At 57.8% G+C, this 24,952-nt stretch carries 25 protein-coding genes and 1 riboswitch; of the genes, 16 read left to right on the forward strand and 9 right to left on the reverse strand.

Annotated features, from left to right (window positions below; translation table 11 throughout):
• Positions 1–35 precede the first annotated feature (35 nt).
• The 3 genes from ACN0WW_RS04450 (at position 36) to ACN0WW_RS04460 (ending at position 2,737) form a co-directional block, all read left to right on the forward strand.
• The gene (locus tag ACN0WW_RS04450) at positions 36–428 is read left to right on the forward strand and encodes a hypothetical protein (RefSeq protein ID WP_417609823.1); all 393 of its coding nucleotides are present in this window, start codon (positions 36–38) and stop codon (positions 426–428) included.
• Between the two features lie 87 nt (positions 429–515).
• Positions 516–1,862, forward strand: coding sequence for a TldD/PmbA family protein (locus ACN0WW_RS04455; protein WP_417609825.1), 1,347 nt, complete (start codon positions 516–518; stop codon positions 1,860–1,862).
• An 86-nt stretch (positions 1,863–1,948) separates the two neighbouring features.
• Positions 1,949–2,737 carry an inositol monophosphatase family protein gene (locus ACN0WW_RS04460; RefSeq protein WP_417609827.1) on the forward strand — a complete coding sequence of 263 codons (789 nt, stop codon included), beginning with the start codon at positions 1,949–1,951 and terminating at the stop codon, positions 2,735–2,737.
• 4 nt (positions 2,738–2,741) lie between these two features.
• Here the strand turns inward: ACN0WW_RS04460 and ACN0WW_RS04465 are convergent, their stop codons facing one another.
• The 3 genes from ACN0WW_RS04465 to crtY are packed head-to-tail and all read right to left on the reverse strand — an operon-like array spanning position 2,742 to position 6,372.
• On the reverse strand, positions 2,742–3,668 hold the full coding sequence (locus ACN0WW_RS04465) for a phytoene/squalene synthase family protein (RefSeq protein ID WP_417609829.1): 927 nt from the start codon (positions 3,666–3,668) through the stop codon (positions 2,742–2,744).
• Between the two features lie 6 nt (positions 3,669–3,674).
• Positions 3,675–5,186, reverse strand: coding sequence for a phytoene desaturase (locus ACN0WW_RS04470; protein WP_417609831.1), 1,512 nt, complete (start codon positions 5,184–5,186; stop codon positions 3,675–3,677).
• A gap of 13 nt (positions 5,187–5,199) precedes the next feature.
• On the reverse strand, positions 5,200–6,372 hold the full coding sequence (gene crtY / locus ACN0WW_RS04475) for a lycopene beta-cyclase CrtY (protein ID WP_417609833.1): 1,173 nt from the start codon (positions 6,370–6,372) through the stop codon (positions 5,200–5,202).
• 110 nt (positions 6,373–6,482) lie between these two features.
• Between crtY and ACN0WW_RS04480 the strand changes: the two genes are divergently transcribed.
• The 3 genes from ACN0WW_RS04480 to ACN0WW_RS04490 all read left to right on the forward strand — a co-directional run bounded on the left by ACN0WW_RS04480 (position 6,483) and on the right by ACN0WW_RS04490 (position 8,787).
• Positions 6,483–7,241 carry a sterol desaturase family protein gene (locus ACN0WW_RS04480; RefSeq protein WP_417610488.1) on the forward strand — a complete coding sequence of 253 codons (759 nt, stop codon included), beginning with the start codon at positions 6,483–6,485 and terminating at the stop codon, positions 7,239–7,241.
• A 61-nt stretch (positions 7,242–7,302) separates the two neighbouring features.
• Positions 7,303–7,644, forward strand: a complete 342-nt coding sequence (locus ACN0WW_RS04485) for a DUF2141 domain-containing protein (RefSeq protein ID WP_417609835.1) — start codon at positions 7,303–7,305, stop codon at positions 7,642–7,644.
• A gap of 276 nt (positions 7,645–7,920) precedes the next feature.
• Positions 7,921–8,787, forward strand: a complete 867-nt coding sequence (locus tag ACN0WW_RS04490) for a MipA/OmpV family protein (protein WP_417609837.1) — start codon at positions 7,921–7,923, stop codon at positions 8,785–8,787.
• Here ACN0WW_RS04490 and ACN0WW_RS04495 read toward each other — a convergent pair.
• Positions 8,775–9,152 (reverse strand): LysR family transcriptional regulator, encoded by a 378-nt coding sequence (locus ACN0WW_RS04495; protein WP_417609839.1) that lies wholly within the window; start codon positions 9,150–9,152, stop codon positions 8,775–8,777. The genes ACN0WW_RS04490 and ACN0WW_RS04495 overlap by 13 nt on opposite strands.
• Before the next feature lie 172 nt (positions 9,153–9,324).
• On the opposite strand from ACN0WW_RS04495, the gene ACN0WW_RS04500 reads away from it, so the two are divergent.
• Both ACN0WW_RS04500 and ACN0WW_RS04505 read left to right on the forward strand, forming a co-directional pair.
• Positions 9,325–9,966 (forward strand): pyridoxamine 5'-phosphate oxidase family protein, encoded by a 642-nt coding sequence (locus ACN0WW_RS04500; RefSeq protein WP_417609841.1) that lies wholly within the window; start codon positions 9,325–9,327, stop codon positions 9,964–9,966.
• Between the two features lie 290 nt (positions 9,967–10,256).
• Positions 10,257–10,700: a hypothetical protein gene (locus ACN0WW_RS04505; protein ID WP_417609843.1), complete on the forward strand. Its 444-nt coding sequence runs from the start codon at positions 10,257–10,259 to the stop codon at positions 10,698–10,700.
• Positions 10,701–10,725: 25 nt separating this feature from the next.
• Here the strand turns inward: ACN0WW_RS04505 and ACN0WW_RS04510 are convergent, their stop codons facing one another.
• Complete coding sequence (locus ACN0WW_RS04510) at positions 10,726–13,308, reverse strand: flavin-containing monooxygenase (RefSeq protein ID WP_417609845.1); 2,583 nt, start codon at positions 13,306–13,308, stop codon at positions 10,726–10,728.
• Between the two features lie 151 nt (positions 13,309–13,459).
• Positions 13,460–13,578: riboswitch (TPP riboswitch) on the forward strand.
• A 39-nt stretch (positions 13,579–13,617) separates the two neighbouring features.
• On the opposite strand from ACN0WW_RS04510, the gene thiC reads away from it, so the two are divergent.
• The 7 genes from thiC to ACN0WW_RS04545 all read left to right on the forward strand — a co-directional run bounded on the left by thiC (position 13,618) and on the right by ACN0WW_RS04545 (position 20,628).
• Complete coding sequence (gene thiC / locus ACN0WW_RS04515; RefSeq protein WP_417609847.1) at positions 13,618–15,516, forward strand: phosphomethylpyrimidine synthase ThiC; 1,899 nt, start codon at positions 13,618–13,620, stop codon at positions 15,514–15,516.
• Positions 15,517–15,586: 70 nt separating this feature from the next.
• Positions 15,587–16,072 carry a Rid family hydrolase gene (locus ACN0WW_RS04520; protein ID WP_417609849.1) on the forward strand — a complete coding sequence of 162 codons (486 nt, stop codon included), beginning with the start codon at positions 15,587–15,589 and terminating at the stop codon, positions 16,070–16,072.
• A 110-nt stretch (positions 16,073–16,182) separates the two neighbouring features.
• Positions 16,183–16,635, forward strand: a complete 453-nt coding sequence (locus ACN0WW_RS04525; protein WP_417609851.1) for a hypothetical protein — start codon at positions 16,183–16,185, stop codon at positions 16,633–16,635.
• A 210-nt stretch (positions 16,636–16,845) separates the two neighbouring features.
• Entirely contained in the window at positions 16,846–18,129 is a 1,284-nt protein-coding gene (locus tag ACN0WW_RS04530) for a glycosyl hydrolase family 8 (RefSeq protein ID WP_417609853.1), read from the forward strand.
• Positions 18,130–18,440: 311 nt separating this feature from the next.
• Positions 18,441–19,346, forward strand: a complete 906-nt coding sequence (locus ACN0WW_RS04535) for a hypothetical protein (protein ID WP_417609855.1) — start codon at positions 18,441–18,443, stop codon at positions 19,344–19,346.
• Positions 19,347–19,498: 152 nt separating this feature from the next.
• Complete coding sequence (locus ACN0WW_RS04540; RefSeq protein WP_417609857.1) at positions 19,499–19,909, forward strand: nuclear transport factor 2 family protein; 411 nt, start codon at positions 19,499–19,501, stop codon at positions 19,907–19,909.
• Positions 19,910–20,010: 101 nt separating this feature from the next.
• Positions 20,011–20,628 (forward strand): hypothetical protein, encoded by a 618-nt coding sequence (locus ACN0WW_RS04545; RefSeq protein ID WP_417609859.1) that lies wholly within the window; start codon positions 20,011–20,013, stop codon positions 20,626–20,628.
• A gap of 296 nt (positions 20,629–20,924) precedes the next feature.
• Here ACN0WW_RS04545 and ACN0WW_RS04550 read toward each other — a convergent pair whose 3' ends face one another.
• Entirely contained in the window at positions 20,925–21,095 is a 171-nt protein-coding gene (locus ACN0WW_RS04550; protein ID WP_417609861.1) for a CsbD family protein, read from the reverse strand.
• A 255-nt stretch (positions 21,096–21,350) separates the two neighbouring features.
• On the opposite strand from ACN0WW_RS04550, the gene ACN0WW_RS04555 reads away from it, so the two are divergent.
• Positions 21,351–21,677: a DUF2834 domain-containing protein gene (locus ACN0WW_RS04555; protein WP_417609863.1), complete on the forward strand. Its 327-nt coding sequence runs from the start codon at positions 21,351–21,353 to the stop codon at positions 21,675–21,677.
• Positions 21,678–21,692: 15 nt separating this feature from the next.
• On the opposite strand, the gene ACN0WW_RS04560 is transcribed toward ACN0WW_RS04555, so the two are convergent.
• From ACN0WW_RS04560 to ACN0WW_RS04570, 3 genes are all read right to left on the reverse strand, one after another.
• Complete coding sequence (locus tag ACN0WW_RS04560; protein WP_417609865.1) at positions 21,693–22,142, reverse strand: GFA family protein; 450 nt, start codon at positions 22,140–22,142, stop codon at positions 21,693–21,695.
• A gap of 79 nt (positions 22,143–22,221) precedes the next feature.
• Entirely contained in the window at positions 22,222–23,988 is a 1,767-nt protein-coding gene (locus ACN0WW_RS04565; RefSeq protein ID WP_417609867.1) for an AIPR family protein, read from the reverse strand.
• 251 nt (positions 23,989–24,239) lie between these two features.
• Complete coding sequence (locus ACN0WW_RS04570; RefSeq protein ID WP_417609869.1) at positions 24,240–24,671, reverse strand: nuclear transport factor 2 family protein; 432 nt, start codon at positions 24,669–24,671, stop codon at positions 24,240–24,242.
• Positions 24,672–24,952 lie beyond the last annotated feature (281 nt).

The raw sequence follows: 24,952 nt of genomic DNA on the forward strand, positions 1-24,952 counted from the left end.
CGATCGCAGGATAGGCAATTCTGAGGGGAATGGAAATGGTTGCTACAGCATCTGGGAAATCCGTAACGAAACATGACGCGCGTCAGGACGTGCAGAATATTGGTGTCCGCTGGGACAAGAAGATGAGCAACAATTGTGCGGCGGCGTTGCTGGTCTACACGATGTTGCAGATATTTTTTGTGCTGAGGTTCATCGAGGCCGAGGGCATATCGATCGCTCCCTATTTCGCACTGGTCTTGCTCGTTGCCGTGATCATTCCCTTTTGCCGCAACTTTGAACGGCGCTGGGCGACGAGGAATCACAATGGCCTTTCGGAGCAGAGTATTGCAGCGCGATTCCGGTCGGATCAGGTGTTTCTCTGGGTATTGGCCTTGGGCTTGCCGCTGCTGTTCGCCGGCTTGATCAAGGCTGCAGGGACGCTTTTCTAAGCATCTGTCCTTTCGATTGGGTAACCTTCCCGCTCCATTTCGTAGCCGATCGTTGACCTTCCCAGACGGCGTACCTATGTCGAGCGCATGCTAAAACCTTCCGCAGCGCAGGACCGCGCCGACGCCCTCATTTCCCAAGCCAAAAAAGCCGGCGCTGATGCCGCCGATGCTATCTATGTTTGCGACGCCTCAACCCAGGTACAGATGCGCCTCGGCAATCTCGAAGATGTCGAGCGCTCCGAAGGCGAGGAAATCGGATTGCGCGTGTTCGTTGGTAATCGGTCGGCCACCGTATCCTCGTCCGATATGGACCCGCAAATATTGTCGGCCCTGGTTGGCCGCGCGCTCGACATGGCGAAAGAGGCACCGGAAGACCAATATGCCGGTCTCGCGCCAGAAGAATTGCTGCTGAAAACCGAACCGGCTGGCATTGAAGGGGATGACGGCCAGGACCCTGACCCGGAACTGCTACGAGAACTTGCCTTGCGGGCTGAAGATGCAGCGCGGGCAGTTGACGGTGTCACCAACAGCGAAGGTGGTGGCGCAAGCGCCGGGCGCAGTATTGTTGCATTGGCGACCAGTCATGGCTTTTCGGGTGCCTATTCGACCAGCGGTTACAGCCTGTCTGCGAGCGTTGTGGCCGGAGAAGGTGACGGCATGGAACGCGACTATGCCTATCACAGCGTGCGCTTTCTGGAGGACCTGCAATCGCCCGAGAAAATCGGTAGCGAAGCCGGCGAAAGAGCGGTCTCGCGGCTCAACCCGGTCAGTTTTCAGTCGGGCGCGATGCCGGTTGTCTTTGATCCTCGGGTTGGCAACAGCCTGCTGGGCCATTTCATCGGAGCGATTTCCGGCAGCGCTATCGCCCGGAAAACAAGCTTTCTGCTGGACGCCCTCGATAGCGAGGTTTTTGACAGCGCGATCACCATCATCGATTGCCCGCATCGCAAGCGGGGCCTTCGGTCCAAGGCATTTGACGGAGAAGGCCTGCCAACCGCGAAGACTAAATTTGTTGACAATGGCCGCCTGACCCAGTGGATGCTGGAAAGCGCTGCGGCACGGCAACTTGGTCTGCAGCCGACCGGCCACGCCTCTCGCGGCGTTGGCGGCGCACCAGGTGTCAGCGTGACCAACCTTCACATGGGCAATGGCACGGTCAGCAAGGCCGATCTGATCAAGGACATCAAGCACGGGGTCTATATCACGGAACTGATCGGCATGGGGGTCAATCCGGTCACCGGTGACTACAGCCGCGGAGCAGGCGGTTTCCTGATCAGCAATGGCGAGATTGGGGCACCGGTTTCGGAGATCACCATTGCCGGGAATCTCAAGGATATGTTCAAAAGCCTCGTCGCTGCGGACGATCTGGAATATCATTATAGCATCAACGTGCCCACTTTGCGGACTGACAGCATGACTGTAGCGGGGGGTTGAGCAAATCCGTTAGTGGCGCGCTCATTGCCCCACGCTTATCGGATTGAAAGCGCGCGCTGAAAAGCGCGGGGCGAATGGAGGCATTTTTGGCTGAAATCGATTTTGATCGCGTTGTCGCTATTGCCCGAGCCGGCGGGACGCTTGCCATGCGTCACTGGGCTCTGGGTCGGAAAGAATCCAATATCTGGGAAAAATCGCCCGGACAAGTCGTCAGCGATGCTGATCTGGCGGTGGACCGGTTCCTGCGCACCGAACTGGAGAAACTGGTGCCCTCGGCTGGCTGGCTCTCGGAAGAAACCCATATCGACCACAGCGGAGCTGGCGACGAACTGACCTGGGTGGTCGACCCGATTGACGGCACCAAGGATTATGTTGCGGGCAAGACAGGCTGGTGCGTCTCAATCGCACTGGTACAGAATGATGCGCCGATATTCGGTGTGCTGGATGCGCCGGCGATGAAGGAAACCTGGGTCGCCAAGGCCGGTAGTCACACGGAGGTCAACGGCCGGTCCATTACCGCCACCCAGCGTTCGCAATATGAGGGCTGCCGCATCCCTGCAGAAGAACTGCCGCCGGAACTCAAGCTGACTGCTGTCCCGAAACCCAACAGCATTGCGCTGAGGATGGCGATGGTCGCCGATGACCGGGCCGACGTCGTTGCATCGACGCGCTGGGGCCATGAATGGGATATTGCCGCTGCCCACGTCATCGCCGCTGAAGCAGGCGCGAGTGTCACCAATGCGCTCGGCGAAACTCTGGTCTACAACGGCACGCACGGCAAAGCACTAGGCGTGCTGTGCTGTTCGCAAAATCTGTATGACGAAGCCGTCGCACGGATCAGCAAATATGTCTCCGACAACGGAGCGAGCCACTAGACGGTTAAACGGTCCGCGCTCTGGTCCACAAACCCTGTCGATCCCGCTTGGCCCTTTTGGTCAGCGCCTGTCCGAAAGCTTTCGTGATCCAGCCGAGCTTTTTCCTTTTGCTGGTATAGATCCGCCGATCAAGCGAAGCCCCATCGCTTTTCCGGACCGCGCGGGCAATATCGCCATAAATACCGGCAGCGGCCAGCACCGCCCAGCGGGACCGAAACGGGAGGCTTGCTGCACCGACGCGCGCAGAAGCTTCATATTCTTCTGCCAGATCGCACAATTGGCTGACCAGCAGGATCAGCGTCTGTCGATATTCTGGTGCCAGGATCCGCTCGGGATCGATACCGGCTTCGACCAGCCAGTCCTGCGGCAAATAACAGCGACCGGCTTGCGCGTCTTCGGCGACATCGCGCGCGATGTTGGTCAGCTGAAACGCCAGCCCGAGATCGCAGGCACGGTCCAGTACATCATGATCGCGCGCGGAAACGCCCATCACCACCGCCATCATGCAGCCGACGGCACCAGCGACATGATAGCAATATTGCAGCAAATCATCTTCACTCTGCGGCCGCCAACCCTGAGCGTCCAGGGCAAAGCCGTCGATCATATCATCCGCAAATTTCTTCGGGATATTGCATTCCTGCGCCACCACGCCAAAGGCATCGAACGGCGGATTGCCGGTCTGTTCTCCACCATGCGCCCGCGCGGTCATCATCCGCATAGCGGCGATGGTCTTTTCGGGATTGGCGATTGTGGACATGCCGTGCCCATGATCCTGACCGTCGGCCAGATCATCGCAGGCGCGGCACCAGTAATAGAGAAGCCACGACCGTTCGCGGGTCTGCCTGGCAAATAGTTTCGACGCCCGGGCGAAGGATTTTGATCCCCGTTCGATGCTGTCTTTGGCGTGAAGTATCAGATTGGTGCGATTCATCGCGCGTTACCCCAGGTCTTCCAGCATCAGTTCGGCAGTGGCCTTGGCGCTGCCGACCACGCCGGGAATGCCAGCGCCGGGATGGGTGCCCGCGCCGACAAAATAGAGATTGTCTATAATATCATCACGATTGTGCACCCGGAACCATGCGCTCTGGGTGAGCAGCGGCTCCAGGCTGAACGCGCTGCCGAGGTGCGCGTTGAGGTCGGTGCCGAAATCCTGTGGCGTATAGTGAAAGCTGGTGATGATACGGTCATGAATGTCGGGGATCAGCCGGTGACCGATCTCATCGAGAATACGCTTCTCGTAAATCGGGCCCATTTCTTCCCAGTCGATCGGCAGCTTGCCCTGATGCGGGACTGGTGCCAGAACATAGAAGCTGCTGTGGCCTTCAGGGGCCATTTCCGGGTCGGTGACCGTCGGATGGTGCAGATAGAGCGAGAAGTCGCTGGGCAGAACGCCATTGTCATAGATATCGTCGAGCAGGCCCCGGTAGCGTGGCCCGAACAGGATCATATGGTGCGGAATGCCCGGCCAGCTGCCTTTCAAGCCAAAATGGACGACAAACAGCGAGGGCGAAAATTTTTTCTTGAGCAGCTTTTCGCTGACCGTATCGCTGCGATGCTTGTGGCCAAGCAGGTCGCGATAGCTGTGCACGACATCGGCGTTTGAGGCGACGGCGTCAAATTTCTCGCTCCAGCCGGATTTGCAGGTGATACCCGAAGCCCGATCGCCGATCGTGTCAATTTTCGTGACCGGATCATTCAGCCGGATCACGCCGCCGATCCGTTCAAAATGTTTGACCATGGCGGCCACCAGCATGTTGGTGCCGCCCTTGGCAAACCACACGCCGCCGAGCCGTTCGAGCTTGTGGATCAGTCCGTAGATGGCACTGGTTTTCATCGGATTGCCGCCAACCAGCAACGACTGAAAAGACAGAAATTCGCGCAACTTTTCGTTCTTCACATAGCTCGACACCTTGGCGTAGACCGAGCGGTAGGCTTCATATTTCATCAGGGCAGGGGCCGCCTTGATCATCGACTTGAAATCGAGAAAAGCCTTGGTGCCCAGCTTGACATAGCCTTCCTCATAGAGTCCGCCGCTATATTCGAGAAACTTCTTGTAGCCTTCGACATCACCCGGTTCGATCGCCGCGATATTGGCGTACAGCTGCTCCGGATCATTGACATAATCAAAGTTGGTGCCATCCGGCCAGTTCAGCCGATAGAAGGGCGAGACCGGCATCAGCTCGATATCTTTGGCCATATCATGGCCACTCAGCTCCCACAGCTGCGACAGGCAATCGGGATCGGTGATCACCGTCGGCCCGCCGTCGAAAATAAAGCCTTCCTTTTCCCAATAATAGGCGCGCCCACCAGGCTTGTCGCGGCTTTCCAATATGGTCGTCTGAATGCCGGCGGACTGCAGCCGGATCGCAAGCGCCAGACCACCAAAGCCGGAACCGATTACGGCTGCTTTCTTGAACAGTTCATTCTGTGATTTTGCAACGTCACTCATAAGACAATCTTACTCATCGATATTTCAGCAATAGCGGAATAGCCTTTGAAATCGGAATAGGCGGCTTGCCGGTCAGCAAATTCGCCTGATCCATCCGGGTGGACTTACCGGCGTAAAAACGGGCCAGCAATTCCTCGTCCTTGGTATAGGTGTGTTCCAGCGTCTTGTAGCGCTTGTCGGGATCCGCACCAAGGAAAAGGAATGCGCACAACATGCGATAAAATTTCCCGTTCTTCCAATGTTTGGTCGCCAGATTTCTGAGCATCCTGTCGAGTTTCTTCTGGCTGATCTCGGGCATTTCGGCAATCAGGATCGCGGTTTTGACCGCCATCGGTAACGAATAGCTGGTGATCGGCTGGATCAGCGCGGCCCGGGCTCCGGCGCGCGCATCGACGCTCTTGTTAGCCTTCCAGAAGACCTCGAAATCGCCGCCATAGATGACCGGGAGCTGGCCCGCCTCTTCGCGCAGGATTTCGGCGATGTTCCAGCCCTGGGATGCCGCATATTCCGCGATCCGGTCGTGCGCGATCGTTTCGTCCAGCGCGTTTCCGTCTGCATAATAGGTGTCCTCGACAAACACCTCGGTCTCGCTGAACGGCAGGCAATAGAAAAAGCGATAGCCGTCAATCTGCTCGACCGTGGCGTCCATGATCACCGGCCGATCCAGTCCGTGCGGTTCCGTCAAACGCAGCATCTGGCCGCTGAATTTCTGCCAGCCGAATTCCAGCGCCGACAGATCGCCGCCGCCCCGCACATCCAGAACGGCCTTTGCAACCACCGGATCGCCGTCTTTGACAGTGACCATCCCGGCCTTGACCGTCTCTGCTTTCTGACCGCTTTTGAGGGCATTGGCTGGCAGCTTTTCGTGCAGTAACCGGTCGAGATTTTCGGACTCGATTGAGAAATAGCCGTTGCTCAGGCTCCGGCTATATTTCGGGAAATGCACATCATAGCTGTCCCACTGCCGTGAAATAAGCGGGTCCACCAGCCACCGGTGTTCCGGCTCGACGTCGCTTTCGAAAAAGGACCAGATATGGTTTCCGCCAAAATGCTCCTCGGCTTCGATGAGAGCGATATCCAGTTCGGGCCGCAATTTTGCCAGCGCCAGCGCCACCAGCCCACCGGCAAGACCGCCGCCAGCGATAGCCAGATCGTACTGGTTTGAGGAACGGGCTTGCTTCGGCATCACCTTGCCTTAGCCGATGCTTTGGGCAGGGGAAAGCCTGTCTGAAAGCATGTAGACGATTTATGCTTTATCCCTTGCCCCGCCGGGATCAGCGCCATATTCCGTCGGCCATGGATTACGCTCTTGCCATTCTGGTCTCGGCCATTGCAATGACTGTTATCGTCGGCGGTCGCTATCTGCTGACCAGCGGTTTTTTTGCCTGGCTGACGGTCAGGACGCGGCCTGGGCAATATGACAAGCTGAAGCCCCAGATCGGTCGCGAAATTCGCTGGTCGTTGTTATCCGCTGCAATATACGGGATCCCGGCCGGCATTGTCGCATGGGGCTGGCAAAATGAAGGCTGGACGAAAATTTACACCGATCTGTATGCTTACCCTCTTTGGTATTTACCTGTTTCGTTGTTCCTTTATTTGTTTTTGCACGATAGCTGGTTTTACTGGACCCATCGCCTGTTGCACCGGCCGCGGTGGTTCAAGGTGGCCCACGCGGTCCACCACGATAGTCGCCCGCCGACCGCCTGGGCTGCGATGAGTTTTCATCCGATTGAGGCGATCAGTGGTGCCGTGGTGATTCCGGCTCTGGTCGTCGCAATACCGATTCATGTCGGCGTTTTGGGGCTGGTATTGTTGGTGATGACGGTTATGGGCGTGTCCAATCACATGGGTTGGGAAATGTTCCCGCGCTCGCTTGTTCAGGGCAGGTTAGGCCGGTGGCTCATAACCGCGACCCATCATGAAAAACATCATGAGTTATACAGGGGTAATTATGGCTTATATTTCCGCTTCTGGGATCGGATCTGCGGTACGGATATCGGGCTTGCCGATCTTGGCGGCAGTTTCGGTGCTGCTGGGCGCAAGCGCGTACGCTAGCGAAACGTCCCTACCTCTTGCGCCGACAGCTTCCGCATCGATAGACTTGGCGATCACCAATTTGCGTTCCGACAAAGGCGATGTTCTGGTCTGCCTTAGCGCCAATCCGAAATATTTCCCGGATTGCGGCAAGGATGCCAAGGCGCGCAAACTGAAGATTTCGGCGGCTAAGGCCGGGACGATCGAGATCGACAGCGTGAAGCCTGGTACTTATGCTGTGGCCCTGATCCATGATGAAAATGCCAACGGCAAAATGGACATGCGGCTGTTTTTGCCGCGCGAAGGTTTTGGCTTTTCCCGCAATCCCAAAATCGGCATGGGCCCGCCGAAATTTGAATCAGCCAAGTTTACCGTCGGCGCGCAGGATGCTCATTATGCGGTCCGCATGAACTATATTCTCTAACCTCCCGGATCATCACGATTGCTGACATTTATGACGCGCTGGCGGCCGATAGACCCGATCGTCGAGCGATGCCATCGGACAAGGTTCTGGAAATTTTGCATGGAGAATCGGGCGTCGCCCAGACCCCGACTGTCATGCTGCATTGCGGGAGGTGCTTGAAGAACGGCTGGGGGGCTAGCATTTCTGCTGCAAAAAGATCATTTGAGATTATAACTGGGTTGGAACCGTTGGCCGAACTGCGCGTTTGAAGGGTAAGCAAACAACTGGGAACAAATCTTGAAAAATTCAAATATCTTGCGTCACACCGCTCTCCTTTCTCTCGGACTCAGTCTGTCCTCGCCGCTTCTGGCGCAGGAAGATCCGGCTCCGCCACAGCCCGAAAAATCTGTTTTTGACGGTGACTATTTGACGGCGGGTGTTGGCGTCGCTGTGGGCCCGAGCTACGAAGGATCGGACGACTACACGATTTCCCCGCTGCCAGTGGTGCTTGGCAGCTTCGGCGGCATCGATTTTCAGCCACGCGGTCCCGGTATCGCTTTTGATGTCATTCCCGATCAGGACGGCGCCAAGGTTGATTTTATCTTCGGCCCCGTTGTTCGCGCACGTTTCGACCGTGAGAATTCGATCAAGGACCCCGTCGTCCGTTCGCTGGGCAAGCTTGATTTTGCCGTTGAAGTCGGTCCTTTTGCCGGCATTCAGGTCAATCGGGTACTGAACCCCTATGACTCGCTGACGGCACAGGTTGACGTCCGTTGGGATGTCGCCGGGGCGCATGACGGTATGGTCGTGTACCCGAGCCTGACCTATTTCACGCCTCTGAGCCAGGGCGTCGTCACCAGCCTTTCGTTCAGTGGTGAATATGTGGATGATAATTATGCTGACTATTATTTCAGCATTTCGCCTGCCGGATCAGCAGCTAGCGGTCTGCCGACCTTTACCGCCGACAGCGGCTGGAAAAACGTCAGCGCATCGGTGCTCACCGGCGTCGATCTTGACGGCGACGTCACCAATGGCGGGTTCAGCCTGATTTTTCTGGGCAGCTATTCGCGCATGCTCGGTGACCCAAAACGGTCGCCCGTCACATCGATCCGCGGCAGTGCTGACCAGTTTTTCGGCGCAATAGGCGTGGGTTATACTTTCTGATAAGGCGGTGGATCGGCTAGGCCTTGGTCTGCTGCCCTGTTCTTCATTCCATCTATGAACAACCGGGTGGCCGGCAAGCTGCGCCGAGCGCTCTCAAACAACAGATTTATCGGCTGAGGGGTCGGCGTCTCGGTCCTCAGGACCTCGATCAATTGTCCCTGCCGTTCGGCATCCTGTATGTCGCTCAAGATCCTTCGCGTCGCGCCATCATCGGTCAGTGATGCGGCACGAGTGGAACGATGGAATAGCGAAACGTCCAGCCGGGTTTCCAAAGCATCGATCCCCCGTGTCACCGCTGGTGGCGATACCCGGAGGACCCGCGCTGCCGCCGAAAAACTGCCTTCATCGGCAACCGCGACGAACATCTCTAGAGTCTGAATTCGACCAATTATTATTACTGAATTTGTAATAGTGATGTTCAAAAATATGGTGTTATCTCTATTCAGGCAACGGATTATCTCTGGTTGTGCGCGGTCGACAGGATCGTTGCTTGTCGTATTCTTATGCCACTTAGACCGTGCAAACTGGAGAATGGAAATGGCGCAAAATTATATCAGAACCCTGTTCACCGATACTGCGCGTGCCATGCAGGAACAGGCCGGATCGCGCGATGCCTATGCAAGAATGGAGCAGGGTGCTGACGGGCCCGATATTCTGGGCAAGAAAGAAGCGATGTTTCTGGCTGCCCGTGACAGCTTCTATATGGCCAGTGTAACCGCAGATGGATGGCCCTATGTACAGCATCGCGGTGGGCCGGCCGGGTTTCTCAAGCTGCTCGGTGGCAACCGTCTGGCCTTTGCCGATTATAGCGGCAACAAGCAATATATCAGCACAAGCAATTTACAGACCCGGCCTGGCGTCTCGCTATTCCTGATGGACTATCCCAACAAACGCCGTCTGAAGATTCTGGGCAAGGCCAGGATTGTCGAGCTGGAAGACGATCCGGACCTGCTTCATTCGCTAATGGCTGAAGATTACAAGGCGGTCCCCGAGAGGATATATGTCATCGACGTGATCGGCTTCGACTGGAATTGTCCGCAGCACATTATGCGGCGCTTTTCTGAAGCCGAAATCGCTTCCGCAATTGCGCCGCTGACCGCCGAGGTGGAGCAGCTCCGCGCTGAAGTCGCGCGGTTGCGCGCCAGCCAACCCAACTCAACACCCAATCAAGGACAATGATATATGACCGCGCCTCTGACGACTGGAGTCCACCATGTTGGCCTAGTCCTTGTCGGTGGCGCACGGGTCGAATTCGCGACACCTTTTGCCTGAGCATTCAGCGCATGACAGAATAACCTCCACCATTGCCACCCTTTGAGAGGGAGCCAGCGTTCCCCGCAGAAGACGGATGGCCCGATTGCGCGGCAAATATCCTCTGCGGCTCCGTGTCACCTGGCTCCGTTCTGACAAGACCTTTAATCATCACTGGACCTGCTCTCCCACTAGCCTTAGACTTCTGCACATCGAACATGCGCTTTTGGCATGGAGGCAAGAGGAGCCAAACGCTGGGCAACACGGGCAATATCACCGGCTGGATTACCCTTTTTATCGGCCTCTACGCGGTCGCCGCGGGGACCGGTGAATTTCGACGTCCCGGTTTTTGGGCGAAAATGGTGCAGGAGATTCGCGAAAGCAGCGCGCTGCAATTTCTGACGGCAATGGTCACGCTGGCGCTGGGAGCAACCATCTATCTGGTCAATCCCTGGAATCCCGCAGACCTTCTCTCGATCCTGATCACTGTACTCGGCGGCTGGATATTTCTTGAAGGCGCTCTGATCCTGGCATTTGGCGACTGGTTTTTGAAGTTCGCCAGCAGGTTGACGGGCGGCAGCAATCGTATTCTGGCTGGGTTCTCCATCGTCGTTGGCTGCGGTGCGATATTTGCGGGCCTGGTGCGGCTGCAGGTCAGCTAAGAGGCGCTTCGTCGAAGCCCGATACCTAAGCCGCTTCCATCACCTTGAAATATTGTTTCAGCGCCGCCGCAATTTCCTGCCGCGCTCCGTCGGCCGTCGGAATCGCGCCCACTGCCGTGAACGACGTATGGATCTGTCCGGGATAGGTTGTCTGCCGAACCTCTGTGCCGGCCTTGGATAGCGCCTCTGCATAAGCCTTGCCCTGATCGCGCAGGGGATCAAATTCGCCGGTGATAATCAGCGCTGGCGGCAATCCGGACAGATCATCAGCGAGCAGCGGTGAGGCCTTGGGATCGGTGCGATGGGCAGGATCGGCATAATGGTCCCAGAACCACTCCATCAGCGCCTTCGTCAGCACGAATCCTTCCGCATTGTCGGTCATCGACGGGCTGTCATCACTGGCATCCACAACCGGCGTGATCAGGACCTGGCCCCTGACAGCCGGTCCGCCTGCGTCGCGCGCCAGCTGACAGACAACCGCCGCAATATTCGCACCAGCGCTCCACCCGCAAACCGCCAGTTCGCGCTCGATGCCGCCAAGCGTCTCGATATTGCCGGCAACCCATTGCAGGGCGGCGAAACCGTCATCGGCAGCGGCGGGGAAGGGCGCTTCCGGCGCATGGCGGTAATTGGCGGAAATGACGATGCTGCCCGTATTATTGCAAAGGTCGCGGCAGAAGGCGTCATCGGAAGTATGATCACCGAGCACCCAGCCGCCGCCATGGAAATAGAGCGTGACGGGATGCGGGCCGGCGCTCTCCGGCCGGTACAGGCGATAGTCCAGCGAGCCATCGGCGCCCGGATAGGTGCCATCTACCACTTCGCCGACCTCCGGCCCCGGCGGATTGCCCGCGTTCATGGCAACCGACGTGGCGCGCGCTTCTTCCGGCGACATGCTCTCAAATGGCGGCAATTCCATCTCGTCGAGTATTTCGAGCAGCGCCACCACATCGGGCTGCTGCCGTCTGACCAGTCCGTCATTGCAGCGCGCCCCGCCGGGGCCGTCAAAGCGGAAGCCGAGATAGTTCTGCGCCGCGACATCGTTGCAGACCCGGCGATAGGCCGCAACGCCGCCGACATAGGGTAGGCACACGCGCGGCTTTCCGGGCACATTCGCACCCATGTACCAGGACTTTGCCTGGGGAAAGAGCGTCATGTCGCTGGTCGCCGTGCCATATTCGACCCAGCCAGTTTCCGCCGTTTCGGTTGGGTCAAAAACGGTCAGCTCCTCTTTGCCCATATAGGCGAGACAGTCGGCAATCCATTCCACATGCTGTTCGATCGACAGCACCATATTCGACAGGACCGACGGGCTGCCGGGGCCGGTGATCATGAAGAAATTGGGAAAGCCCGAAACCGTCAGACCCAGATAGTTCAGCGGCCCGTCCGCCCATTTGTCTTTCAGGCTTTGTCCCGCCCGACCCCGGATATCAATCGCCAGCAGCGCGCCGGTCATCGCATCAAAGCCGGTGGCAAAGACAATCGCGTCAAAGGTGAAATCCTGATCCTGCGTGGCGATCCCGCTGGCGGTGATCGATGTGATCGGATTGGCCTTGATATCGACAATATCGACATTGTCCTTGTTGAAAGTCTGGTAATAATTGGTGTCGAGACAGGCGCGCTTCGTGCAGATCGGAAATTCGGTCGGGGTCAGGATATCGGCGACATTGCTGTCCTCGATCACCGACCGGATCTTGTTGCGGACAAATTCGGCCAGCGTTTCGTTTGCCTCCTCGCTGATCAATATGTCGGCAAATTCGGAACCGAGATGCGGGATCGCGCCCTTGTCCCAAAGCTCTTCATAGCGCTGCTGCCGTTCCTCGTCCGACACCGTCAGCGCGAAGTCCATCGCCTCCTTGCCCGGCACGCCGACCTTGGTCCAGCGCGCCTCTTCGCGGTAATCCTGATAGCGTTTCTTCACCGCTTCCTTCTCCGGGGCGATCGGGCCATTGCCGGCGGGTATTGAATAATTGGCGGTGCGCTGGAAGACAGTGGTGTGGTCGGCCTGCTCGGCAATCAGCGGGATCGACTGGATGCCCGACGATCCGGTGCCGATGACGCCGACTGTCTTGCCGGTAAAATCGACGCCCTCATGCGGCCAGCTGTGGGTGCGGTAGATCTCCCCGGTGAAATCCTCGATACCCGCGATATCGATATCCTTGGGCTGCGACAGGCATCCTGTCGCCATGATGAAAAACCGGCCAGTGACCGTATCGCCCTTGTCGGTAGTGACATGCCAGCACGATTGCTCCTCGTCCCAGACGGCCTGTTCCACGCGGGTCTCGAAGCGGATATCGCGGCGCAGATCGAAGCGGTCGGCGACATGCTGGGCGTAGCGGAGGATTTCGGGCTGGGTCGCATATTTCTCGCTCCACTCCCATTCCTGCTCCAGTTCGGGATCAAAGCTGAAAGAATAGTCGATGCTCTCGATATCGCAGCGCGCGCCGGGATAGCGGTTCCAGTACCAGGTGCCGCCAACATCGTCGGCGGTCTCAAAGGCGCGGGCCGAGAGTCCCATTCCGCGAAATTTGTGCAGCAGGTAGAGGCCAGCAAAGCCCGCCCCGACAATGATTACATCCAGCTGTGCCTTGTTCGATTCCGTCATCATCCACTCCATTTGGCGCCTCTGCGGGCTTTGCAGGAAAGATAACAGATCACCGCGCGGGATACCAACATTTTTAATCGACCGATTAAACTAAAGCCTGGTTGCGGCTGTCGCCAGAATTGGCATGACATCCGGTCAGCAAGTCTCTACGTTCCTGTCATCCCCGGGGAGTCGTTTGACTGAGAGGCAGGTGTAACGCCCTGCGACCCGCTGAACCTGATCCGGCACCGTGGAAACGGGCTTACCGGCGGAGGGAGGGAGCGGTTTTCACCAAAACCCGCCCTCGTTCCGCGAATGACAAAGGAACGACACATGGCCGACCTCCCCGCAAAAACCGAAATTGGCGTCACCACCGGAGCGATCCGCGGTTCCAAAAAGGTCCATGTCGCAGCGCACAGCGGCTCCGGCATCCGCGTTGCGATGCGCGAGATCGAGCTGGAAGGCGGCGAGGATCCGATCCGCGTCTATGACACCAGCGGACCCTATACCGATCCCGAAGCGCTGATCGATATCAAGACCGGCCTCAACGAATTGCGCAGCCCGTGGATCCGCGCCCGCGGCGATGTCGAGGAAGTCACCCAGCGCGAGGTCAAGCCGGAAGACAATGGCCAGCTCGGCCCCGACCGCTCCGGCGGCGTCGCGCCATTCCCCAATGTCCGCCGCAAGGTGCTGCGCGCCAAGCCAGGTGCCAATGTCTCCCAGATGCATTATGCGCGTCAGGGCATCATCACCCCGGAAATGGAATATGTCGCCGAGCGCGAAAATCTCGGGCGCGAACGGCTCAAGGAATATAAGCGCGACGGCGAAAGCTTCGGCGCTTCGATCCCCGACTATGTCACTCCTGAGTTTGTGCGGGATGAAATTGCACGAGGACGCGCGATCATCCCCAACAATATCAACCACCCGGAATCCGAGCCGATGGCGATCGGCCGCAATTTCCTGGTCAAGGTCAACGCCAATATCGGTAACAGCGCCGTTGCCTCGGACGTTGCCAATGAAGTCGACAAGATGGTCTGGTCGATCCGCTGGGGTGCCGACACGGTCATGGACCTGTCGACCGGCCGCAATATTCATGACACCCGCGAATGGATCATCCGCAACAGCCCTGTGCCGATCGGCACCGTGCCGATCTACCAGGCGCTCGAAAAGGTCGGCGGCGTCGCCGAGGACCTGACCTGGGAAATCTTCCGCGATACCCTGATCGAGCAGGCCGAGCAGGGCGTGGACTATTTCACGATCCACGCCGGCGTCCGTCTGCCCTATGTGCCGATGGCGGCCAAGCGCGTCACCGGCATCGTCTCCCGCGGCGGCTCAATCATGGCGAAATGGTGCCTCGCCCATCACAAGGAAAGCTTCCTCTACGAGCATTTCGACGACATCACCGAGATCATGAAGGCCTATGACATCGCCTACAGCCTCGGCGACGGCCTGCGCCCCGGCTCGATTGCCGATGCCAATGACGAGGCCCAGTTCAGCGAGCTCTACACGCTCGGCGAACTGACCCACCGCGCCTGGAAATCCGATGTCCAGGTGATGATCGAGGGCCCCGGCCATGTGCCGATGCACAAGATCAAGGAGAATATGGAAAAGCAGCTCGAAGTCTGCGGCGAGGCGCCCTTCTACACGCTCGGCCCCCTAACCACCGACATCGCGCCCGGCTATGACCATATCACCAGCGGCATCGGCGCCGCCCAGATCGGCTGGTACGGCACCGCGATGCTCTGCTATGTCACGCCCAAGGAACATCTGGGCCTGCCCGACCGCGACGACGTCAAGGTCGGCGTGATCACCTACAAGCTCGCCGCCCACGCCGCCGACCTCGCCAAGGGCCACCCCGCCGCGCAAGTCCGCGACGACGCGCTCTCCAAAGCCCGCTTCGAATTCCGCTGGCGCGACCAGTTCAACCTGTCGCTCGATCCGGATACGGCAGAGGAATTCCATGACCAGACCCTGCCCGCAGAAGGCGCCAAGACCGCGCATTTCTGTTCCATGTGCGGGCCTAAGTTCTGCTCGATGAAGATCAGCCAGGAAGTGCGCGACTTCGCCTCGAAGCAGAACTCTGATCCCGACAGCTTCCTCGAAGCCACGAAGTCTGGCGCCGACACCGCCGAGGCGAGCCGTCAGGCCGCGCTGAAGGGGATGGAGGAGATGAGCGAGCTTTACAAGGAGAAGGGCGAGCGTCTCTATCTGCCGGAAGTGGAAACGGAATAGCGCGCGAAGCCTGTTGCAAGCTGGTGTGTTCTGGCGCAGTCTCCCCCCTTATCTAATGGGGGAAGCTAGCATGAAACGTATGATCGCATTTTCGCTGGGCTCGGTTCTGGCCTGCCTTGTTGCCGCTTGCAGCCCGGCAGCCGAAGAGGTTCCGGTGGAGGAGCAGGCCGCGCTCGAAACGCTCATGCCTGAAGACCCCGAGGCGCTGGCCTTTCAGGAAGCCGTCGGATATTCCGATGCCGTGATCGTGGGCGATCTGGTGATCCTGTCAGGCGTGATGGCAGGGCCAATGGAAGGCGACGAGGGCATGCAACCCGCCTTCACCCGCGCTTTCGACCAGATCGGCAGTACGCTTGAACGCGCTGGTGTCGGCTGGGATGACGTGGTGGAACTCGAAACCTTCCACGCCGGCCCGATGGGCCCGCAGCTTGACGAATTCGTGCAGGTCAAGAACCGCTTCATCACCGCTCCCTTCCCGGCCTGGACGGCGGTGGGCGTGACCGAGCTTTACGAGCCGACGGCGCTGGTAGAGATCAAGATTACGGCGAAGAGGTGACGGGATGGGGCTTTTTGCTCGATGAAGATCAGTCGGGACGCGCGCGAAATTGCCGTGGAAGGCATGGAGGAACTGTCGCGGCGTTACCGTAAAGGTTGTGGGCTAGGCGCATGCGGACTGATCTAGTCTTGCTGCTCGCTGCCGTAGCTGCGCTTCCGGGGGAGCGTGCTATGGCGGCAGGTGCGGTGCCTTTCGATATCGAAACGGCCATTGCAGCCTTTCGTGCTGGCGAGGCCAAGGCACCGACCACATACGATATTGGCTACCTCTCGCGCTGCAATGGGCGCTGGGTGGTCCACGCCGATGCAGTGGACGATGGGGCCTTCCCTGCAGATGCCGAGGCGCGTTTTCCCGACGAGTTCCGGCTGCCCTATGCCATCACCGCGATGGACTATTTCAACGCCGATCCCCCCGAGATCGAGAGCATGTTCGATGCCCAAAACAAGGCGGAGCGATTGCTGCGTCTGGCACTGGCGGGTGAGAAAGAGGCCACCCGTCACTATTTCGAAGCTCTGGGCCGCTGCTCACTCCTGGCTCAAACGGTGGGCGCTTCAGCCGACTAAATCGCGTGAGAATGCGGAAGAGGGCGGGAAACTGTATGTAAAGGCCGGTGATTGGCCCAACAAACGACAGTGGCATGGATCGCTCCGCCAGTGTATAGTAACCATGTTCGGCAGGGGATCGGCGGCGTTCACATCGCTCGGTTCTGCAGGCCCTATCGTGCCACCAGTTGGGAAACGGATCGTGTTTAACGAAGCGGAGGGAGCGAACACGTGAGAGCGAGCCATCTGAGCGGTTTGTTTGCCATCGCCCTGTGCGGTTGCGCCGGAGATGACGGGGCCAGCGCCCCTTCGCCCGCACCGCCAGCTGCGACGGGCCAGTCTACTCCCACTCCCGCTCCGACCTCGTCTCCGGCAGCGCAGCATGTCTATCCCTCGGCGTCTGAATCCACGCGCCTGGCTGCGCTCGACCAGTTCTGGACCAGCTGGAAGAGTATCTATCTCAAGGAAGGCTGTGGCGGCGCCTATGTCGACGTCTCAGGTGATGGCAAACCCGCCTATGGCGGCAGCGCCCCCGATACGCTGACGGTGTCCGAAGCCCACGGCTACGGCATGCTGGCGCTGGTGCTGATGGCGGACCGGGACCCGGAGGCCAAGCTGCTGTTCGACAAGATGGTGACCTACTTCCTGGCCCATCAGACCGCCGCCGGCGAAGGGCTGATGAGCTGGAACCAGACGCGCGACTGCAAGGATGCCCCGGACGGCGGAGATACCTCGGCCACCGACGGGGATCTGGATATTGCGCTGGCGCTGCAACTCGCCGATGCGCGGTGGGGCGGCTACGGGGATGCCGCCGCCAAAGTGCGCAGCGCCATATTGGCCCGGGAAACCACCGCTGATGGCATGATGCGGCTGGGCGACTGGGCGGTTGAGGCGCCTTACGACGATGCTTCGCGGTCATCGGATTTCATGCCCGGCAGCTTCTACCTGTTCGCTTCGGCTGACAGCGGTGAGGCTGCGGCATGGACCAAAATTCGCGACAGAGGCGATGCCGTGTGGGGAGATCTGTCCGCCGCCTATGCGCCGGATACCGGCCTCGTGCCCGATTTTCTGGTGGGTCTTCCGGACGATCCCAAGCCTGCCAGTCCCAATTTTCTGGAAGGAGAAAACGACGGCAATTTCTCCTGGAACGCGTTCCGTTACCCCTGGCGGCTCAGCCTTGATCTGCTTGCCAGCGACGATGCCCGCGCCGCCAGCCGCCTTATACCCATCAATGCATGGATCATGGCGAAGACGGACGGCGTGCCCGCGCAGATTGCCACGAGCTACCGTCTTGATGGCACGGTCCTCCCGGATCAATCGGGGCAAAGCGCAGCCTTTATCGCGATGTTCGCGGCCAGTGCGGTGGCTGGCAGCGGCGATGCGGCGGCGGATCAGAAGTGGATGGATGCCCTGTGGGCTGACCTCAATGCGATCCCCGCCGCCGACGAGGACTATTTCGGCAACACGTTGAAGCTGCTCTCGATGATGGAACTGGCCGGGCTCTGGCCGAAGTAGGCAAGGTCCGCGAAGACACCAGCCGCCAGATCTGGATTACCGTGACAGTTTACTAAATGCCCAAAACTGAAACTATGATCATAGTGTACTCAACCCATCCCCATGTTAAAATAATTCTATTTCCCGACATATTGACTTGATCGCCAGTTCACAGGCAGAGACCCGTTCCAGTTTTACAACGCGGGAATGAAAAACCTCGCACCAAGTCACAAAGGCGCTAGAAGGCGCACAGGACCATGCACTGGCGTATAACCGCTGTGCCATCCGCCAACCATTATCGGCGGGGATTGGATTGAGGGAGAATTGAAGCGATGCTGACCGGAACCGGATTGTTGATTGCGGCCCTGGTCGCGCTTTCGGGTGAGGACGCGTCGGCGGAGGAAAGCGCGGCGTTCGATCCGCAAATCGCCGCAGCAGCCTTCGTTAAAGGAGAGGCGGAGGCGCCGATGGTCTATAATGACCGCGACGTATCGCGCTGCAGCGGCCGCTGGATATTCCACGCCGATGCCGTGGACGAGGGCCGTTTCCCCAGCGCGGCAGCGGCTGCCTTCCCCGAGGAGCTGCGCTTGCCCTATGCCGTCTTTGCGGTGGAATTTTTCCGAACCACGGACATGGACCAACCGGCCTATCGTGATCCCGTCGACACTGTCGAGCGAGAGCTGCAGCGCGCGCTCGCCGGGGATGAGGAGGCCAGCCGCCGCTATTTCGAAGCGCTTGGCCGATGTTCCCTGCAGGTGGAGGAAGTGCGCGACGATTCTGTCGGCCCGGTCGAGGGCCCCGCAACGCCCAATCCCGAAACGAGCTTTGAACGGCTCAAGACGCTGGCGGGTGTCTGGCAACCGCTCGGCAAGCCGGAGAGCGCCTTGCGAATCCGCTTCTATCCGACCGCGGGCGGATCGGTGCTGGTCGAGGAATGGACCGGCAATGGCCAGCCCCATTCGCTGACCGTCTATCACCGCGATGGCGACGCGTTGCTGGCGACTCATTATTGCCCGCAAGGCAACCAGCCGCGTCTGGAGCTGGTGCCGGACACGGCCGGGGGAATCCGCTTCGCGTATCGCGACGCCACCGATCTCGACCCAACGCAAGAACAATATCAGTCCGCACTGCGGTTCGCGTTCGCCGGCCCTGACCGCATGACGCGCAGCGAAAGCTACCGTGACGTCCACGGCGAGGACCATCCGTCGGAGCTGGTGCTGGAGCGCATAGCGGACTGACCATCGGTGGTCGGGTGGTGCAGCGCGAAGGCGGTGCGCCTGCTATTGACCGTGCCACAGGCGTCGCCGTCAGGTCGCATTGAGAGTTGAACCACGACGCCATGTCGGCATAATCTGGGAAGCTCCATCGTACCGAAAAGACGAGGCCAACCATGACCCAGACCACCGAAGATAATCGCGCGCTGATCACCAGGGCCTTTGCCGGATTGAAGCACGGTGATCCTTCGCATTTCCTGCCGCTGTTTGCCGAGGATATCGAGTGGCGGGTGATGGGCTCGAGCGCCTGGTCGAAACAGGCGAGCGGGCTGGCGGCGGTCGAGCGCGATCTGGTCGGTCCGCTGTTCGCGCGCTTTGCCGGACCCTATTGCAATATCCCGGAGCTGATCATCGCTGACGGCGATCACGTGGTGGTGCTGGCGAAGGGCGATGCCGAGACCGTCGAGGGCAATCGTTATGACAATGATTATTGTTTCGTGTTCCGGATGCGCGACGGGAAGATCGTCGAGGTGCGCGAATATATGGATACGATCCTCGCAGACAAGGCGCTGGGCACGGGCGGCTGACGACGCACCCAGCGTCCAGTTGCGGCTGCCCTCGGAAAAGCGGAAATTTATCATCGGACGCGAAGCCGGAACCTTTTGCCGCCAGCGGAGTCGAATAGAGCATGAAACATTTTATCACCATCGCGCCATTGGCGCTGCTCGCCGCCTGTTCCTTCAACGCCGAGCCGGACCCCGCACCGGCGGACGAAACGGAGACCGCAGCCCCGGCACAGCCTGCGGAAGACCAGGCAACAGCCCCGGACAAGACCGCCCCCGCAAAGCCCGCTCCCGCCGACAAGACCGCGGCTTCGCCCAATATTCTGACCCTGGCCGGGCTCGGCGATCTGCGGATCGGCCAGCCGGTTCCCGAAGGCAGCAGCTGGAGCGCAGAAGGCGCTCAGGCATCCGACAGCTGCGTTGTTCTCGGGTCGCCTGACTATCCCGGCGCCTATGCGATCACCGAAGGCGGCAAGGTCCGGCGCATTTCGATCGGCAAGCGCTCGAAGGTCAAGCTGATCGAGGGCATTGGCCCCGGTGCCACCGAGGCCGAAGTAAAGGACTATTTTGCCTTCCCGGCAACGCCGCACCATTATGTCGAAGCCCCCGGCAAATATCTGACCGCGCCGAATGCCAAGAGCGGCGAGTCCGCGCTGCGCTTCGAGATCGACAGCGATGGCAAGGTCAGCCAGATCCACGTCGGCACCATGCCCACGCTCGCTTATGTTGAGGCCTGTTCCTAGAAACGCGGCGATAGCCTGGTTGGCGCAGGCCTACACTTCCGTTCGCCCTGAGCCTTTCGAGTAGCAGACGACCGCAGATCAACGGCAGGCGTTTCAACGCGCTGCCCCTATCCCAATCTACTTCGACAAGCTCAGCACGAACGGACTGAGCGACGCCAGCACGCTCCAACCCACTTAAGCACGCTTCAACCCATATCCTCCCAACCAAAAAAGCCGCCCCGATAAAGGGACGGCTTCTTGGTCGGCGCTGCGATGGAGGGTGGGGATGGGCAGCGCCTGTAGTTCAGGGAGTGTATTTAGATGTCGTCGCCGAGAGCGCCCTTGACTTCGCCCTTGACCTGCTGGGCCTTGCCCTTGGTTTCCTGGCCCTTGCCTTCGGCGCGGGTTTCGGGATCATCACTTTTCTGTTTGGCCTTGCCAACGGCTTCGTTCACATTGCCTTTTACTTTGTCTACGAGTTCGCCCATTTTCACGGTCCTTCTGTTTGGCCGGCTGTCCGGCCGGTGGGGGATGCCGGCGTCAGTGCCTGCACATAGTATCAAGGCACGAGCGCCCCGTTTGTTCCCCCGCGAAATGCATTCTGGCGCTGAATAAAAACAGTCTGGCGCTTGCCGAAGCGGAGCAGGCTGTAAAGCGATCTCCCGCCGCCGCCCGCATGGCTACCGATTAACGGATGCAAAGCGCTGCCGACCATGGCATTCCGGGCGGGAGGGGGAAATATCATGACCGAAACCATGTTCAAAACCGTCATCATCGCCACCGCCGCCGCGTTCCTGCTGGTCTTTGGCGCAGTGGTGCTGCCGCCACTGATCGCTGATCCGGATGTGCCCGCCGCCTTTGCCGCCGGTTTCGTCAATCCCTATGCTAGTGGCTATTCCGCCGATGTGCTGGCCTGCTGGCTGATCCTCGCCGCCTGGATCCTGCACGAGCGCCACAGCCGGGGCATCCGCCATGGCTGGCTGTGCATCCTGCTCGGCGTGATCCCCGGCGTTGCCGCGGGCTTTGCGCTCTATCTTCTGATCCGGATGCGGCAGCTGCAACGGGACTGAGCCCCGGCGCCGCCGTCAGTCCTGCTGCGCCGCCTCGATCATCGCGAACAGCTCGGCCCCGGTCAGCGTCTCGCTGTCCCCGGCAAAGCTGTAATAGCCGGGCTTCTCGTCAATAAACACCTGCCGTTTCAGGCTCAGGCCCTCATCCTTGTCCGTCGCATCATCAAACAGCCCGGCGCAGACCATATGCTCGCCGCTGTCTTTCAGCCGGTAAAACAGATGCGAACCGCAAGCCGAACAAAAGGCCCGCTCCGCCCATTCGGACGAGCTGTAGACGGTCATCTTCTCTGCGCCGTCGATCACCACATCACTCCCGCAATCAATCTCGACAAACGGCCCACCGCCCCAGCGCCGGCAGGTCCGGCAATGACAGGCATCAACATGGCTGGCGGCCTGAGAGGCGGTGATAGTGATGGCGCCGCAGAGGCAGTGGGCTTGGCGGTGGGTTAATTGGGTGGTGGTCACAGTGGTGCCTACTGTTGTCTTGGGTGGAGAGAGTATCAAAAATTTGTTACATTCTGGGGTGGTGGCATCGAGGCGCTCGTTAGTCCAATTGGATCTTGGATGCGAACTGTGAAAATGCTGTTTCCTGAAGGTTTGCAACTGCAGCGAATACGGCTGTGAATTTTGTCAGTGATTTAGCTACCCCTTCATTTGTGATGCGGCCCTTTGCAAAAGCATCATCTAATTGGTTGGCTAGAGGCAATAGAATGTCGAGTATTTTTTCCCACTCATTCGCTAATTCGAATGGGGAGGCATTCTTTTTAAATTTTATATCAAATTTATTCGGAATCGAACGGCCCAAAATAGTTTCCAAACACTGAGCCACCACGTAGATCAGGAGATAATGGGAGCCCTTTTTGTCCAAATATTTTAGTGTGGACTTCTCTTGTTCCGTTAAGGATTCATCTTCACTTTTGCTCTTTTCCAAAAGATTTAGTCGCTTATTATTTATAGCTTCCAATATAGAATAACAAAATGAAATATGTCGGGCTGTAGTTCTTTCAGTAAATACTTTTGAGTATAATTTGTCATTGATCCAAATATCAGATTTACTGTTATAAGCAATAACCGGCTCGCCATGGAAAGCTGTTAACGACTGCCCGACCGTGTAGGAAGGCAAAGTATATTTGCTACGTTTAATGGCGTCGGATGCGCCGCCTCTTCGGCCGCCTTCGTATTCCGCATCCGGGATTCGGGTGAACTCAATTCTTAATCGATCTTGGATCGCATCGTTGCTTCGAAAATCTGCTGCCTCGAGTTTATTTTGAGAATTATTGAACTTCACAATTTTCTCAATTAGATCATCACTCTCTGCTTTGACAAACCGTATTCCAACCATCAATTTCTCATCGATTTCCTCATTTGAGTTGGCAATTGATCCAGTGGTTTGCGCGCCATTTACAATCGAAACTCCGGTGATCGACAGCTTTCTTCCTTTTTTAGTTTTTCGGCCATATTCGTAGTTCAACACGAGCGAAGTCACTCCGTTGTTATAAACCAAGAAATTCTCTGGTTCATCTATAGCTGTTTGCTTTATTCCATTGTTGATGTTTTTTTCGCTTGAGCGTGAACCCAAGTAACTTCGTAAATTTGCCGAAAATAAATCTGTGCCATGGTCGCTGTAAAGTTTTTGTAGCCACCGACCGGGCACAAACGTGCTAATCGAAGACCATCGATCTTCTTTGTGTTCAATGACGTCAGGCACTGTGACTTCAAACGTGTCGACGACTATAATTGTCCGTTCTGCTTTTGTGTAAAGTGATTCGAGTTCATTTGTGTCAATTTCCTTGGCAAACACGTTGATATCTGATCCGCTACCATAATTCGCTAGCGCGTTGATCGCTGTTTCTTCTACGGTTTTAAGTTCTTTTTCCACATTTTTTGAAGCGGGGAGATTATGAACATACCAAATATGGAGTTGGTTGATCTTGTCCGATTGTAGAGCATCGCGTAAATCTTCCGCTCTTCCTCGTAACGATTGATCGAGAGTATCGATAGGGGCGCTTAACAGCCAGCTAATCGCTGTATTTAAATCAGCGGCTTTGTCCGATTTCGCTGCGGGCTTTTTGGTTTGAGCCACATAGCACTGTGCGACAACGGCTACCCCCGTTTCTCTATCTATGTAAAGTACATCACATTTACGATCGTTGCCGCCACCCGTAATAGATTCTGCGGCCAAATTTTTGATGTCGTCAAGATTGAAACGCAATTGAACTGCGAAAACACCAATGGCATCATTGGCCAATCCAAAAGAATCTCTGGTCGATTGGTAGGCTGCTTGCCAAGTTTGATTAGGGGTAACAAACATATTTTTGTCCTGTCAAATTATTTGCATGCTGGGTATTGTTTTGGCATTTTTATAGGAACCATCAGTATATTTGAATAACTTAATTTGGTTAGGTATTGTTTTTACTAAAAAGCCATGAAATGTATAATCATATTTTGTTCGCCCAAGAATTATTTGTATTTCTTTATGTTTGGACATCCGAGCTGTTGGCCTCAAGCATTTGCTTGCTATTTAGGCCTCCTCGAGCAGCTCGAAAGAGATGAAGCATAAACTCACAACCCCAATTCCTTAGCAATCAACCCCTCGCTAAAATAAGCCCGCTCGCACACGATCCGGTCCGTCCCCGGCGCAAATTCAAAGCTCGCCGCCATCCGCACCCGAAAGCTTTTGCCGGTCGGCTCGACCACCGTTCCGCCGACGGTCAGCGGGCCCAGATGGGTGCCGGTCAGCCAGAATTCGACCAGCACCACATGCTCGCCCGCCGGGCCGATCGCGATCACTTCATTGGCCTGGTCGGGAAAGGGCGTGCGCGACAGCGCGAAATAGGCGCGCACCGCTTCCTCGCCGTCGAACACGGTGCCATCGCCATAGAGCTCGTAGCGCGGATGTTCGAACGTATCGATCACCGCATCCCATTCATGGGTAATTTCCAGCGCCATATGATCGCGCACGATTTTCAGGCGCCGCTCTTCCAGATCGGTCATTGTATCTCTCTCCCTTTATGGGGTGAGTGTTGCGCAGATGGAGGCCGAATGCAATCGGCTTTGGTGGGTGAGGGGGGCCACATACTCGTCATCCTGAACTCGTTTCAGGATCCCTCTCGATTGCGCGCCTGCCGCACGAGATCCTGAAACGAGTTCAGGATGACGAGCTGGAGGGCACTCAATACGATTCCCGTTCGCACTGAGCTTGTCGAAGTGCCCCTATCGGCGTAACCTGTCCTTCGACAAGCTCAGCACGAACGGCAGCCCGCTCAAGGGAGGTG

This window comes from Parasphingorhabdus sp. (assembly GCF_048269865.1).
Classification (GTDB): domain Bacteria; phylum Pseudomonadota; class Alphaproteobacteria; order Sphingomonadales; family Sphingomonadaceae; genus Parasphingorhabdus.